Consider the following 12,358-nt stretch of genomic DNA (forward strand, 5'->3'; position numbering starts at 1 on the left):
AGACATGCAACTAGGTGGTACAAAGTCTCTAGCGTGACCCTTTCGAGACATTTGCGTGCGGCGTTTGCGTCTCGAAAGCGGTTCTTTAGTGCTACCAGCACCAACGACCGTCTGCGGTCGTTCAGAACACGGGTTACCGTCTCTAAACCGGATATTGGACCGGGCAGCCGCCGGAAATTGCGAATGGAGGTGATCGCCTGTCAGGAGGCGTTCAAAAACGACCTACGACCGCGATCTTCATCCGGCCGTTTTCATGGTGTCATTCCCGGCTATGCTGACAAGTTCTTTATGATCGGCAGCTTGCGGATCGTCTTGCCCGTCGCCGCCCGTAGCGCGTTGGCGACGGCCGGGCCGATCGGCGGCACACCCGGCTCGCCAACGCCCGTGGGCGGCTCGTCGGACGGCACAATGTGCACCTCGACGCGCGGCATCTGCTCGATCCTGAGCGGCATATAGGTGTCGTAGTTCTCTTGGTCTACGACACCGCCCGTCAGGGTCAGCTCCTCCTGGAGGATCGCGCCTAGCCCGAAGCCGATACCGCCCTCCATCTGAGCGCGGATCTGGTCAGGATTTATCGCGGTGCCGCAATCTACCGCGCAGACGACGCGGTCGACTTTGAAATCATTTCCATCGTTGAAGGTGATCTCCACCACCTCGGCGACATAGGTCGAGAGGCTTTCATGCAGGGCCACGCCGCGGAAATGGCCTTCCGGCAGAGGCTTGTCCCAGCCTGCCTTCTCAGCAGCCAATTTCAGCACGCCGGCATGCCGTGAATGGTGACCGAGCATCGACAAGCGGAAGTCGACCGGATCACGGTTCGCAGCGGCGGCGAGCTCATCAATCAGGGTTTCCATTGCGTAAGCGGTGTGGGTGGAGCCTACCGAACGCCACCACAGCACTGGGATGTTCACGTCCGTGGTGGTCAGCTCGACCTTCAGGTTCGGGATCGCATAGGGCAGGTTGGTGGCGCCCTCCACGGAGGTCGGATCGATGCCGTTCTCGATCATCGCCGCAAAGGGCGAACCGCCCGCGATCGATTGGCCCACGATGTGGTCATGGAGAGCGACGACATTGCCTTCCTTGTCGAGCCCCGCCTTGACTGCGTGCACATAGGCCGGCCGGTACCGCCCACCCCGCATGTCGTTCTCGCGGGTCCACTGCACCTTCACTGGCTTGCCGGGTCCCAGTGCACGCGCTGTGGAAACAGCTTCGATAATGAGATCTGCGTCCGAGACCGCTCGGCGGCCGAAGCTGCCGCCGGTCTTCATCACGTGCAGCCTCACCTTGTCCGGCGTGGTGCCGCCTACTTGAGCGGCAGCCGCCTGATAAAGGTCGGGCATCTGGTGTCCGCCCCAGACGTCGATGGTGCCGTCTTCGTTGATTCGGGCGGCCGCGTTGAGTGGCTCGATCGAAGCATGGACAAGATAGGGGAATTCGTAGTGCCCTTGGATGACTTTCTCAGCACTGGCCAACGCTGCGGGAGTGTTACCGTCGTCGCGCGCGGTGGCCGCGCCCGGATCGTCTGCTGCCTTAGTGTATTCGGCCATGATCTCGGCCGTGCCGCGCCTTTCGGCCTTCTCTTCGTTCCAGGTCACCTCCACGAGATCGCGGCCCTTGAGCGCCGTCCACATGTCCCTGCCGACCACTGCAATGCCGCGCGGCGTCTGGACGACATCGACAATGCCGTCGAGTGCCTTGGCCTTGGAGGCGTCGAAGCTCTCGATCTCAGCGCCGAACTTCGGCGGATGGATCATAACGGCCGTATTGAGTCCATCCATCTTGAGGTCGATCGTGTAGGTCTGCGCGCCATTGGTCTTGCCGGCGGAATCGTAGCGCTTGAGGCTGTCCGATCCGATCTGGGCCCACTTGTCGCGCGGCTTTAGCGGCACGTCGTCGGGAACCGGCATTCCCGCTGCGGCTTCAGCCAGGTCACCGAAGCGCGCCTGCATCCCTGAGGCGTGCGACACGACCCCGGAAGCCACTGTGATCTCGCCGGCTGGCACGTCCCACCGCTGCGCCGCGGCCGCCACCAGCATGGCCCGTGCGGCAGCACCCGCCTTGCGGTAGCGCTCCCACGACGAGCTCATCGACGTGGAGCCACCGGTTCCCTGCGCGGCCCCGCCCCAGGCGAGATTGCCGTAGAGCGCGGTATTGCCATATCCGCCGACCACGTGGACCTGCGCCCAGGCGCCGTCGAGCTCTTCCATAACCAGGGTGGCGATGCCGAAATAGGAGCCTTGTCCCATCTCGAACTGCGACGAGTGGATGACGATTCGGTTCTCCGGTGTGATCTCGACATAGGTTTGGAAGGGGTTCGCCTGGACCGCTGCAGGCGTCGTTTGTGCGTTGGCGGGCGCGGCCATCATTAGCCGGTAGCCCACGGCGAGGCCCGCGGTGGTGACGGCCGTGCCGAGGAGGAACTGGCGGCGCGTGGGCCCCACGGCATTATGCTTCGGGAGAAACTGCAACATGCCTCAAGTCTCCAGCCGGTTGGCGGTCTCGTGGATGGCCGCGCGGATGCGATGATAGGTGGCGCAGCGGCAGAGATTGTCGCTCATCGCCGAATCAATATCATCGTCCGTCGGCTTCGGCGTCTCGGTCAGGAGGGCCACGGCCGACATGATCTGGCCAGACTGGCAATAGCCGCATTGAGGTACGTCGAACTCGGCCCACACGGCCTGGACCGTTTCGCCGATCTTGCCCGACACGCCCTCAATGGTGGTGATCGAGGCTCCTTCGATGTCGCCGACTGCGGTCTGGCACGAGCGCGTCGGCATGCCGTTAACGTGAACCGTGCAAGCGCCGCACTGGGCAAGGCCGCAACCGAATTTCGTTCCTGTGAGTCCGATGCCGTCACGGATCGCCCAGAGCAGCGGCATCTCTGGATCGACGTCGAGTGTTCGCGCCTCGCCATTGAGGGTAAAAGCGACCATGGCTTGCTCTCCTTGTCCTGAGCTGGCTATCTCGTTGCGCCTCCGCCCGGCTAGGAACCGGACTCTTCTTGCTGAGGCATAGCGACCACAGACTAGGATCGCGCAGCTCGAGCAACAAGCCGCTAGCTGGCAATCGCGAGATCGTGAAGTGGCTCGTGTCGAAAGGCTGGAGGCAACTGAATGTCATTTTTGGGCCGACCGGCCGGTCAGTTTCCGGCTCGATGACCTGGTTGGCAGTCATTCCGCTTCTAAGCCTAAACCCCAGACATGAACTGTAGCAGCATCATAAAAGACGACATCAAGCGGCGGTTTTTCGTTGCGCTGCACCGCTAGCTCGTTCGCGTGGTTCATGATCCGCTGGTTATCCGCGGATGCTGGTTCACCATAGATGCCAGAAACTTGCCACGCGCTATGCGGTTAAGGATGTGGTCGTCATTCGTAGCGAGCGAATGGCCGAAAATGAAGAAGCAATGGCTGGCGGTCTTCACATTCGCGGTGAACTGCTTGAAGCCTTGGTACAGGTAGGCATTGTGACGGATCTTCGCCTTCTTCTGGGCGCTGGTGGGCTGATGAAGGGCGGCTTAGGGTCATGATTTCCCGCTGCAATGACCGATGAGTCACAGACGCTGCATTTCGCGCTAGACCGCAACTGCGGTATTCTCGATCATACGCTCAGCCATCCTATTCGCACCTCGTTGCCGCCGTTCGCCGCACCTATCGATCGGAGGCCTTCCAGCCTCGCGATAGCCGCGCTATGTGGCTGCACACAACCTGACGACGAACAGGAGCAAGATTGGACATAGAAGCCAGCACAAGATCGCCCTCCCCCGGTCCTTGCTCGTTTTCATGAGAAAACAATCGAACTGAGTGCTGCGGGGATAGCGAGGTCGATTTGGCCCACTTCAGAGCGAAGTCGGCCATAAGCCATTGATATAATTTTGGTGGGCCCTGAGGGTGCTTGGAAAGTCAGAAATATCAAAGGCTATTCGACAGTGGGACTGTGTTGCGTTACTATGCTCTCCGGTCTTTTCCGGTTGATTTGTCCCACCCTGATGCCGATTGCGGTCATTCGCCGCTGCCTTGGTCAATTCCCGATTCCACAAGCATCCGGTCCTGAGTGGGCAGACGGCCTTCCTAGTGGTAATTAGTCAGCGACACGTTGACCGTTCTCGTCATGCGGGTGAAATCTACGTTCGACCATATACGTCGTCGAAGCGAACGATATCATCCTCGCCGAGATAATCGCCGCTCTGCACTTCAATGATCACCAGGTCAATTCTGCCTGGGTTCTCCAGCCGATGCTTATGGCCGCAGGGGATGTAGGCTGATTGGTTTGTCGCCAGGAACAACTCCTGCTCGCCATTGACGATTTTCGCGGAGCCGCTGACCACGACCCAGTGCTCCGAACGATGATAGTGCATCTGCAGGCTCAGCCGCCGACCGGGCTTCACCTCGATGCGTTTGATCTTGAAGCGCTCGCCTTCCTCAAGAACCGTGTAGGTACCCCACGGCCGGTGTACCGTGCTATGGACCAGGTGAGCTTCATGTCCTGAAGCCTTGAGGCCCTCGAACAGCTTCTTGACGTCCTGAACGCGGTCGCGGGATGCGACAAGCAAAGCGTCCGGGGAATCGACGATCACCAGATCGCTGACACCGACCGTGCCGATGACGCGCTTGTCGGAGCTCACATAGCTGCCGGTCGTGTCGACCATATGCACATCGCCGCGTATCCTGTTCCCGCTTTCGTCGGGGGCGATCAAATCGGCCATTGCGTTCCAGGATCCGATGTCGTTCCAATCCATGTCGCAGGCAACCACGGCAAGTTTGTTCGTCTTCTCCATGACAGCGTGGTCGAGCGAGATTCGCGGGGCGGAGCCGAAATGCTCAGGCGCGAGTTCGATTTTGGCAAAGCCTTCGCCTTGACTGAAGCGCCCGTTCTCGTAGCTGTCGGAGGCGGCCTGGATCACCGCGGGGCAATGCGATGCCATCTCGTCGAGCATGGTTTGTGCGCTAAAGCAGAAAATGCCGGCGTTCCAGAAGAAGCGCTTGGACGCGACATAGGCTTTGGCTGTGTCCAGATCCGGTTTTTCAACGAAACGGACGACTTTCTCACCATCCGCTTCGATATAGCCGAATGCCGTGTCCGGTCTGGTTGGGGTGATGCCCAATGTGGCGATCCGCCCGAGCTTCGCATGTTCGATGGCCCGGCACATGACGTCTAAAAATGCAGGCAGGTTGCCAACCATGTGATCGGCTGGGAAGACGCATAGAATCGCGTCAGGGCCTTGCGTTGCCTTGGCATGGATGGCGGCTGCCGCAACGGCTGCGGCCGTATCCCGGCCTTCAGGCTCGAGCAAAAAGGTGCGTGGCAGGACCACGGAATCTAGTTCGTCGAACTCGTCCTTGGTAAGGAAGAGGTGTTCCCCAGATGTCACGGCGACGAGTTCCACTACGCCCTTTATCGAACCGACGCGCAGCACAGTGTGCTGAATGAGAGAATGTCCATCTGCTACTTTAAGGAAAGGTTTGGGGTGCGATTGCCTCGAAGCGGGCCATAGCCGCGATCCGGCTCCACCGCTGATGATGACGGGAACCACTTTCATTAAACAACCTCGATTTCGTCTCTGGACGTCATTGCCCGCGCCCTTAGCGTCAGCGTCACGACCGCCGTCGCTCTAGGATGGTCTTGCGGCGCTCCGAGTAACAGCGAAGTTCTGGCGCGTTGCCGGGACGGCCGCAGATGAATGATCTCGTCATTCTGTATTCGTGCCCTAAGGCCGTTGGTTTCATCGACGTCGGCAACAGTCCCGAATGGAGCCAAGAACTGCTGCAGTGTGTCCGGATCCTCAAGCCTGCGGATCAAGCTGAGCAGCTGCGGGACATTTAGCGTATGCCATGGCCCGCCTCTCGTGGATTGCGGTCGATGTCTCTATGCCTGTTCGTTCCATTTGCCGAATTGCCCAGGTAGCGGTCTTAATCAAGATGAGAGACTCTTTGGCTGCCTTCTATCAAAATCAAACGACTTGGGTCCTTCAGATCGAACTCAATTACCCGCGGTACGAAAAGGCGTGCATATCGTGTAAAGGCGCTCGTCGGAGGAAACCGAACTACAGTATCGCAGCGCCCGAGAAGATACATCTCAACGAGGGCGGAAATTGCGCCGTCCATCCCAAGTGCTGCAGTGTGTAAGGGGCCGTCTTGATCGGATCGGAAATGCTTGGGGACGGTGAGAAGATCGGGAAACTTGGCCGACAGATGATCCAGGATTTGCGCGCTGTCCGTGCACAAGAACAGCCGCACAGGCTTGGGGTGCGGCAACGCTTTAGCCTTATCAACCGCAGTGCACACTTGTCGAACGGCGAACTCCGGATCGGCCCAGTAGGGCGCATGGTCCATGATGTCTTCACCGTTACCATGTCGAACATGAACCCCGATGATGCTGTGCCCCTCAAAACGTTCTTGGTAAATGGCATCTATGCGTGTTTGAATTTCAGACCGAGGCTTGACACTCTGGAAGACCTGCCGCTCGGCATCCTCATCGCAGCGCCACATCAAGCAAGCGTCACACACTACTGTGTTCGCTTCGACATCGTGTTCGGCCTGAAAGAGCTCGCCCAACTCGTCGCGCTCTTGGAAAATCTGCTCATCTGGGCGGTAAAGGCAGTCGATCGCTGGCCTATTCCACCACTCCGGGAAGAATGGACCCGGGAAGGAAAAGTCGTTGATCCGGTCGTCGCAAATAGCCGGTACGCCAGCGATGTCATTGATCGGTTGGAAGAACACCGGAAAGGCATTTGTGAAGGGTTGGTCGAGATAGCAGGACCCGCGCCAGTCGACGGCTAGCGTTCGTCCCGACCGCTGAGCGTAGCGCCAAGCGGCCGCCAGCGACCACAGACAATCACCGAACCCCGTACGCCTCTGAGAGACGACGAACCTGCGCTTTACCAATCCACTGACCTGCATTTTCGGAAATCTCGTTTCAGAGACGAGGTTGCATCTGGCTTGGGATCTCTTAATCGATACTAGTCGACCGTTACGCCGGGCGATTTGGTAGAGGCTGCGGCGTGGGGCAGAGAGCTCCCTCAGCACTGCCTATCCTTATCTCTGTGACGCTCGCAAATCTTGACGCCGGTACACTCGCTTCCGGTTTAAATTCAGCGTTCTCTAATGCGCCGGGCGACATGTGTAAAATTGATTGCGTGGATGTGGCCCATCCATGTGTTGGATACTAAGGCGTTCCTTGACGATGAGCCTCTGCTGACGTGGGGCCGCGCTTGCTAAGCGAAACAGCCGGTCGAGGCAGTCCACAAAGTCCCTTTTTCAAGTCCAATTCTTTAACTGCCTCAACGTAACATGGCATTTGCGGGGCGTTTCCTGAAGGACGGATGTGCAGGACCCGCCAGCCGTCGAATGTCAGGCGCAGGCCATCCACGTCATTTATGGCCATCATGGCGTCCGGTCCCATCGAAAGATGCGACACGGCGCCCTCTGACGCTTTCAAGTGCGCCAACGTGGCGCAACTCCTGCCGGATAGCTTTCGATCCGGCAGGACTGAGCGACTGGCACGCGATGCTGTGCGACGACGGCCGAGAGAGGAATTTTGGCGTCTGCAACCAATGGAGGATCGTTCCGACGGTTCTGCTGGTTCTGGGTGTCGGAGCCGACACCTGTGCGAACCCGCTTTCGTCCGTTTTCGAAAGGCCCTTGAGGTTCATGACCCTGTTGTTCGCCGAGATCACCCGCCAGATCAGCGATCCAGGTGAAGATCGGCACGCTTGTCGATGCGGCGATCATCGCCTCGGCCAGCGAAGACGATGAAGAGGGCCATTGGGTCAAGCACAAGGGCCGACCAGCGTTTCATTGCTTCAAAGCCCATTTCGGTGCCTACGCCGATACGGCCCTTGTCGAGGAGATCGCTGTCACGGCGCCCACACGAGGACGGCAACGCCGTTCCTGATGCTCTGCCCGACAATCCCGGCGAAGGGTTTGCCGACAGCGCCTACCGAGGCAATCATCTCGGCGACGCGGTGCGCGCCAAGGGTGGAAGGCCGCGCATCATCGCAACCGCTATGTGGGGGCGCGACGAGGCCGAAAGCTCGACGCCTGGAACCAACCGATCCACAGAATTTGTAGTCGGATCGAGAAGATCTTCGGTACCTGGAAACGAAGCTACGACCTTCGCCGGATGCGATGGCGAGGGCTGGCAAAGGCAGCCGTTCAAATCCGCCGCACTGCGAATCACCTACAGTATGAAACACAGTTTGATGGTCGCTTCGTCCCCCATCGTTGAAGCCCAGCCACCGTTCCGGCTCGCCGCCCGAAATTCATGGAGGTCAATACGTAATGCCCTACCCGCGCTTTTCGCCGCCGTCTCAGATGTGCGGTTCGCCCGAAGCCGCCCACTGACACGAACTTTGTCTTCGCGCGGAGCGAACCTAGCACTCACGGTTGTGCCGCCGATGGTGCCGCGCTGCCCTGTCAAACAATCCATTTTATGGATGCACCTCATCCAAACAATCGATTTCACTGATCAAAACAATTTCCATTAGAAGACGCTGAAGCAGGCAAAGATTACCTGGTTAGCGCAAAGCAGCCCGCATGTGCGACTTAGGCAGGTTAGCGGCGAGACTCTGTTTTGCTATGCCTCGAAGCAGGAGCAGGTGTGCTCGCTGGCTGACACTATCAATGACGAGCTCCGCACCGCATCTGTCGAAATCCTACCATAGGGTATGGGGCGGGCCGCAGTTTGCTGGCGGTGTGGCGAGCCCAGATTCGAAACTTCAACTATAATAGAGCAGGAAGAAAATGGGCGAGAACAGGAAAGTTGCTCTGGTTACGGGCATAACGGGACAGGATGGTGCCTATCTTACCCGTCTTCTGCTGGAAAAAGGCTACATCGTTCATGGGATTAAGCGACGTTCCTCTTCCTTCAACACGGGTCGCATCGAAGACATCTACCAAGACCCGCACGATCCCGATCCGCGCCTAATTTTGCATTACGGTGACCTCACTGATGCGACTAATCTCATCCGAGTAGTTCAGGAATCCCAGCCAGACGAGATTTACAACTTGGCCGCTCAGAGCCATGTCCAGGTGTCGTTCGAAACACCGGAATACACAGCAAACGCCGACGGTATCGGAACATTGCGACTTCTTGAGGCGATCCGCCTCCTCGGTCTGAAGGACAAGACCCGCTTCTATCAGGCCTCGACTTCAGAGCTCTACGGCCTCGTGCAATCCGTACCGCAGAACGAAACAACGCCCTTTTATCCGCGCAGCCCTTACGCCGCCGCCAAGCTCTACGCCTACTGGATCGTGGTCAACTATCGCGAGGCCTATGGTATCCATGCTTCCAACGGCATTCTCTTCAATCATGAAAGCCCACTGCGCGGCGAAACTTTTGTGACGCGCAAGATCACCCGCGCCGCCGCTGCTATCTACCTCGGCAAGCAGGACAAGCTTTATCTCGGCAATCTCGATGCCCAACGCGATTGGGGCCATGCGCGTGAGTACGTGCGTGGTATGTGGATGATGATGCAGCAGGATCAACCGGATGATTACGTGCTGGCGACGGGCAAAACGACCCCTGTCCGCCAATTCGTCGAATGGGTTTTCGAAGATGTCGGCGTCGAGCTCGAATGGCGTGGTGAGGGAGTCGACGAAAAGGGCTATGATGTCGAGACCGGCAGATGCCTAGTCCAGGTAGACCCACGCTACTTCCGCCCCACGGAAGTCGATCTTCTCCTGGGCGATGCCACCAAGGCGAAGGAGAAGCTCGGCTGGGTGCATGAGACATCCGTGCGCGAGCTCGCCGCGGAAATGGTGCGGGAAGACCTCAAGGTCATGCAGACATCGGTAATCATGAAGGAAGCATAATGTACGATCTGAAGGGAAAAGCCGTGTGGGTCGCGGGCCACAAGCATGGTGGGCAGCGCTGTTGTAGGCCGCCTCGCGTCTGAAGACTGCAAAGTTATGGCCGCCCTGACGTTTCCCCCAAATTTTATCCAGTCGTGAGTTCGTTTCCGGGGGTGGATTTGCCCTGATGGCCGGTGGACGCGACGGGTGCTGGCGCGGAGCGTTTCACGTTGCGCAGCGCGAGCGACCGTCGCGGGTTGAAGGTCGATGCACATTCGTTGGGTGTCTGCCATCCGATGTGCGAGTGCGGACGCGCGCCGTTGTAATCGGCGCGCCATACATTGAGCCTCGCGCGGGCCTGGGCCAGGGACGTGAACCGCGTCTCGTTGAGGAGTTCATCGCGAAGGGGGCCGTTGAAGCTCTCGCGTTAGGGTCCTAGCCAACCTCCGACTGTGAACTCGCGGAAGCGATTTACGGCAAGCGCACACAGCAGCTCGTCCACGGCGTTCGTACATGAAGTTTGGAAACTTATAATACTGGTACACACCTCCATGGGGGAACATTATCTCCAATATCTCAGCGATTACCGGATAGCTATCTGCCTTCACCTACCTCGGCCTAGTGCAGAATCTTGGCCGAATGAACTCGGCGCTCTTGCTGCACACCAATGGTCCGTCCCGCGCGAAGTGCGATCATACCGCCGCAGCTTACCTTCAATCCGGCACTGGCGAGGATCTAGATCCAAGCCGACGGCGCCGGGCATCAAATAAAAAGCCGCCGACCGAAGCCAGCGGGCTTGATTGGGATGGCCCGCGCGGACGGTCAAGGCTGCGCCGGCCGACCATGGCGGAGGGACCACCTTGGTCAACGGCACGGCCCGATGACGGCGTGCCGATGTACCACAACATGCGGCGAGATAGAGCCTTCCGGCGTCGCGGAAAAAAAGCCCGCCGGTTTTGAGCCAGCGGGCAAGTTCTGGAGTGGCTGAGATCAACCCAGCATCAGTCAACGACCGGCGGAAGGGTTGGTTGCAGTGGATGCCAGCTAGCCGCAGCATGCTGTGAATCGTAGCAAAGTGAAAAACAAAACTCTGGACTTCTAGGTCGGACTCGCCCCAATATTTGTTTGGGGGATTCACATGAAAATTGGAGCACTCATCGCAAGTGCAGCCCTGTGCGTCAGCGGCTGCTCTACGAGCGCTGTCGTGTCGGACAGCGATCTCACGGCAATGAATACCGTTGCGCTATGTCACGTTCTCGCCAGCAGCACGGACGAACAGTATCGTAGCAGGGTAGCGGCCCTTCTAGTGCGCAGGGGCGCAACAGCAGAGAAGTGCACCAGGCTTGTGCAAACCGACAATGCTGTCGCGACAGGCATAGCGATCGCGGCTGTCGGCGGCGCAGCTGTGGGTGTCGCTGCCAACAACGGCTATGGAGGCGGAACATATTACCGGCCACCGCCACCACAAACCTATGGCGTCGCGTGGGACCAATTCTATGGCCAGAACTACAGCGTTATCTGGCGCTGCCGCGACCGGTCCACCGGGCGGTTCCTTGACGATTACTATTGCGCCGGCCTGCCCATGGTCGACAGCGCATGGCCGGGCTGGTCGGCGTAGCGGATGAGCAGGCCATACCGCAAATATCGATCCAATCGGTGGCAGAGACCCACCGGTGCCAAGCTGTGGCGGCGCCAACTTGCGAGCGTGCCGGCAATGCTCGGTCTTACGGCAGCGGCGGCGGTGGCCGCCTTCCTGGCGCCGTCGGGCGCGCAACGTAGCGACGATGCATCAAAGGCCAGCCCACGAACGGCGGCGCCCGCCTCGCTTACCGGTGTCGCTTCCGTCATTGACGGCGATACGATCGAAATCCACGGCCAGCGCGTCCGCTTCAACGGCATCGACGCGCCAGAGAGCCGGCAGCTGTGCCGCGATGCGAATGGCGCCGAGTATCCTTGCGGCCGGCGATCGGCCGAAGCGCTGGACACTTTCCTGGCCGCGTCGAGGCCGCTCGAATGCACATTCGTGACGTGGGACCGCTACCACCGCTTTGTCGGCGATTGTCGGCGCGCCGACGGCGCGGGCGTGGCCGCCTGGATGGTCAAGCACGGCCAAGCGCTGGATTGGCCTCACTACAGCCAGGGCGCCTATGGGGGGCAGCAGGCGCAAGCCCAAGCCTCAAAGATCGGCCTGTGGGCCGGGACGTTTCAGGCACCCTGGGAATGGCGCGCTGCGCACGCCGACGGCGCGGCGCCGTCGAGCCGCCCACTGGGCGTCATCAGCCGTAAGCTGGTCGCGCAGAGCGGCTATTCTTGCGAGCCGCGGAGAACGTGCAAGCAGATCGGTTCCTGCGACGAAGCCAACTGGTACCTGCAAAACTGCTCATGGGGCGGAAAACTCGATCGCGACAAGGATGGGATCCCATGCGAAACACTCTGCTAGCTGAAATGTAACGGAGTAAGCGCGCTACGGCCGTTTCGATCCCGCGCTGACGATGGGCGTCGGCGACGATCATGCTGGCATCGACCGCAAAGCCTTCGCCGCCGACGAGCCCTTCAGCTATGCAGCGCCG

The 12,358-nt window shown here is 59.4% G+C and carries 10 protein-coding genes and 1 pseudogene; 4 read left to right on the plus strand and 7 right to left on the minus strand.

Translation table 11 applies throughout. The features are described 5' to 3' along the window. Window positions 1-269 precede the first annotated feature (269 nt). From NKH49_RS28015 to NKH49_RS28030, 4 genes are all read right to left on the minus strand, one after another. Window positions 270-2,471 carry a xanthine dehydrogenase family protein molybdopterin-binding subunit gene (locus NKH49_RS28015; protein WP_352517222.1) on the minus strand — a complete coding sequence of 734 codons (2,202 nt, stop codon included), beginning with the start codon at window positions 2,469-2,471 and terminating at the stop codon, window positions 270-272. A 3-nt stretch (window positions 2,472-2,474) separates the two neighbouring features. Then, the gene (locus tag NKH49_RS28020) at window positions 2,475-2,933 is read right to left on the minus strand and encodes a (2Fe-2S)-binding protein (RefSeq protein ID WP_352928839.1); all 459 of its coding nucleotides are present in this window, start codon (window positions 2,931-2,933) and stop codon (window positions 2,475-2,477) included. 347 nt (window positions 2,934-3,280) lie between these two features. After that, window positions 3,281-3,472 (minus strand): hypothetical protein, encoded by a 192-nt coding sequence (locus tag NKH49_RS28025; RefSeq protein ID WP_352517228.1) that lies wholly within the window; start codon window positions 3,470-3,472, stop codon window positions 3,281-3,283. 648 nt (window positions 3,473-4,120) lie between these two features. Then, a complete protein-coding gene (locus NKH49_RS28030) occupies window positions 4,121-5,536 on the minus strand; it encodes a mannose-1-phosphate guanylyltransferase/mannose-6-phosphate isomerase (protein WP_352479100.1) in 1,416 nt (471 codons plus the stop codon). Window positions 5,537-5,673: 137 nt separating this feature from the next. On the opposite strand from NKH49_RS28030, the gene NKH49_RS28035 reads away from it, so the two are divergent. Continuing rightward, on the plus strand, window positions 5,674-5,820 hold the full coding sequence (locus tag NKH49_RS28035; protein WP_023718698.1) for a hypothetical protein: 147 nt from the start codon (window positions 5,674-5,676) through the stop codon (window positions 5,818-5,820). Window positions 5,821-5,906: 86 nt separating this feature from the next. Here the strand turns inward: NKH49_RS28035 and NKH49_RS28040 are convergent, their stop codons facing one another. Both NKH49_RS28040 and NKH49_RS28045 read right to left on the minus strand, forming a co-directional pair. Then, window positions 5,907-6,896 carry a nodulation protein NodZ gene (locus NKH49_RS28040; RefSeq protein WP_352928841.1) on the minus strand — a complete coding sequence of 330 codons (990 nt, stop codon included), beginning with the start codon at window positions 6,894-6,896 and terminating at the stop codon, window positions 5,907-5,909. 534 nt (window positions 6,897-7,430) lie between these two features. Further along, the gene (locus NKH49_RS28045; protein ID WP_352928843.1) at window positions 7,431-7,727 is read right to left on the minus strand and encodes a hypothetical protein; all 297 of its coding nucleotides are present in this window, start codon (window positions 7,725-7,727) and stop codon (window positions 7,431-7,433) included. Between the two features lie 1,011 nt (window positions 7,728-8,738). On the opposite strand from NKH49_RS28045, the gene gmd reads away from it, so the two are divergent. After that, the gene (gmd, locus tag NKH49_RS28050) at window positions 8,739-9,809 is read left to right on the plus strand and encodes a GDP-mannose 4,6-dehydratase (protein WP_352805878.1); all 1,071 of its coding nucleotides are present in this window, start codon (window positions 8,739-8,741) and stop codon (window positions 9,807-9,809) included. Between the two features lie 124 nt (window positions 9,810-9,933). On the opposite strand, the pseudogene NKH49_RS28055 reads toward gmd, so the two are convergent. Next, window positions 9,934-10,212 (minus strand): annotated as a pseudogene (locus NKH49_RS28055) (integrase core domain-containing protein); the annotation flags it as partial. Between the two features lie 921 nt (window positions 10,213-11,133). Between NKH49_RS28055 and NKH49_RS28060 the strand changes: the two are divergent. Both NKH49_RS28060 and NKH49_RS28065 read left to right on the plus strand, forming a co-directional pair. Next, complete coding sequence (locus NKH49_RS28060) at window positions 11,134-11,406, plus strand: hypothetical protein (RefSeq protein WP_023680062.1); 273 nt, start codon at window positions 11,134-11,136, stop codon at window positions 11,404-11,406. Between the two features lie 123 nt (window positions 11,407-11,529). After that, window positions 11,530-12,228 (plus strand): thermonuclease family protein, encoded by a 699-nt coding sequence (locus NKH49_RS28065; RefSeq protein WP_352928845.1) that lies wholly within the window; start codon window positions 11,530-11,532, stop codon window positions 12,226-12,228. The last annotated feature ends 130 nt before the right edge of the window (window positions 12,229-12,358 follow it).

The sequence above is a fragment of the Mesorhizobium sp. M1088 genome, from assembly GCF_040318575.1.
Taxonomy (GTDB): domain Bacteria; phylum Pseudomonadota; class Alphaproteobacteria; order Rhizobiales; family Rhizobiaceae; genus Mesorhizobium.

Coding starts and splice junctions, on each gene's coding strand:
- NKH49_RS28015 (WP_352517222.1), bottom strand. CDS start 2,471: ATGTTGCAGTTTCTCCCGAAGCATAATGCCGTGGGGCCCACGCGCCGC.
- NKH49_RS28020 (WP_352928839.1), bottom strand. CDS start 2,933: ATGGTCGCTTTTACCCTCAATGGCGAGGCGCGAACACTCGACGTCGAT.
- NKH49_RS28030 (WP_352479100.1), bottom strand. CDS start 5,536: ATGAAAGTGGTTCCCGTCATCATCAGCGGTGGAGCCGGATCGCGGCTA.
- NKH49_RS28035 (WP_023718698.1), top strand. CDS start 5,674: ATGAATGATCTCGTCATTCTGTATTCGTGCCCTAAGGCCGTTGGTTTC.
- NKH49_RS28040 (WP_352928841.1), bottom strand. CDS start 6,896: ATGCAGGTCAGTGGATTGGTAAAGCGCAGGTTCGTCGTCTCTCAGAGG.
- NKH49_RS28045 (WP_352928843.1), bottom strand. CDS start 7,727: ATGATCGCCGCATCGACAAGCGTGCCGATCTTCACCTGGATCGCTGAT.
- gmd (WP_352805878.1), top strand. CDS start 8,739: ATGGGCGAGAACAGGAAAGTTGCTCTGGTTACGGGCATAACGGGACAG.